Origin of the sequence: Marinovum sp. PR37 (genome assembly GCF_028807375.1) — a bacterium.
Lineage (GTDB): Bacteria > Pseudomonadota > Alphaproteobacteria > Rhodobacterales > Rhodobacteraceae > Marinovum > Marinovum algicola.
Genome location: NZ_JARAML010000067.1, coordinates 1 through 1,610 on the forward strand (window position 1 = coordinate 1; position 1,610 = coordinate 1,610).

1 protein-coding gene is annotated in these 1,610 nt (G+C 53.4%); it reads right to left on the reverse strand.

Features of this window, described 5'->3' with window-relative positions:
- Positions 1-96 precede the first annotated feature (96 nt).
- The coding region (locus tag PVW49_RS23620) for a Mu transposase C-terminal domain-containing protein (RefSeq protein ID WP_274591794.1) at positions 97-1,610 on the reverse strand (1,514 nt) is incomplete at its 5' end.

Consider the following 1,610-nt stretch of genomic DNA (forward strand, 5'->3'; position numbering starts at 1 on the left):
GGACTCTAATCAACGGTGGAGGAAAAATCCCGTGGCAGGTCAGGCCTCGTGCAGAAAGATCTGCGATAGGGCAGGAACGGCGTGGTTGGTCATAATCTACTCCAGGATGTCCATCTCCGGACGCTGTTCACGACGGCGAACAGCGAGCCGGGGAGTAGGTTGGTTCACTGAGCTCTTCGCAGAAGTCGATTGAAGCGGCGTTGTCGCAGCGCGCGCCTTCATTTCGGCAGCTTTCTGCCGCAGAACCTCTTTCCGGCGCAATTTGCGAACATTTGAAATCTTGCCCTTTCCGCGCCCCTCAGCGAGCTTTTGCGCCGCCAGTGCAATATCATACATCTTAGAGCGAGCCTCGAGATCTTGCTCCTTCGCTTCTGGGCTGAGGGATTTGATCCGCTTGACATCATCGAAGCTGATTGGAGCAATATCTTCAGATTTCGCAGGGACGATCAGGGGATTTTCGATTCCTTCCACGTCATGGACCACCGCGATGGCCCGGATGTCGGTTGGGTCATACCGAACATCAACCGTCGCCTTTCGGCCCAGTGTAGAGACCAGTTCCCCCAGTCCCTTAGAGTGATATTGCACACCGCGAACATCGATTCCGTAGTGCTGTAACTTCCGCCCGCCTTCTTCGACCATGAAGATCTGTGCAATTTCTTCGGGTCCCAGCGGCAGGCGAGGTATGCCCTGCATCAATCGGTTCCAGCTATCCGTCGGAGATTCCGGAACGCGCAGAGGGGAATGGATCAGGCGTCGCACTTTCTTTGCGTAGACATCATAGAGCCACTTGTAGACATGGCTCTCAAGCTCCTCGAGGGTCATGCAAGCTTCCACCATTGCCTTTTCTGTCCGAGTCTTGTTCGGCATCGTTGGCGACGTTGTGGCACCAGGCAAAGTTTCAAAGAAGCGGCTCAGCTCCAAATTGAAACGCTCAACGAAAGGCTTCTTTTCAGGGCAGCCTGGAATGTTTTTCGCCAGCTCCATACCAGAATGCGCAATAATCCACGGAAGCCATTTCCCGGTATTCTCACTCCCATGATCACAACTTAGAATTTGCCCCACTCCATTCACTTGCAGACGATTTTCGATGCCATGGCGATCAAAAAAATCGTCGGCTCGCGGAGTCATGACATCCTTGAGGGTTTGAACAGTCAGAATTTCGTTCGGTGCGTCGAGGCTCAGCCGCAGCCCCAGAACAAAACCTGTCGCGGCGTCAATAGCCACGCTGACAGTGGGCCGACCGATCCAGATGCCATTCCGGTCCCTAAGGTGCACGTTAGCCGGGGTCGTATCTATCTCTACCAAGTCGAGGGGATAATTTACCCGAGCGTAGAACTGGCCTTGTAATCGCAGCTTCTTCGATGTCTCGGTGTCATTGCGGGCTTTGATTACGTCATCGGCCCTCAACGTCCCCAGAATCGCCATGAAGGATTTTTTTGCGCAGGCATTGGGCTTGTCGATGCCCAGTTCTTTGCATTTGTCCCGATACAGTTTTTCAGCCCTACTGGCGCAGAGCGAAACTGAAATTCGATCGCTCTTTAGGTATAGCTCTTCCAGAACCTCGAAAACTGAGCTACCCCCCGAAATTCGGACACTGACATAAGCTACGA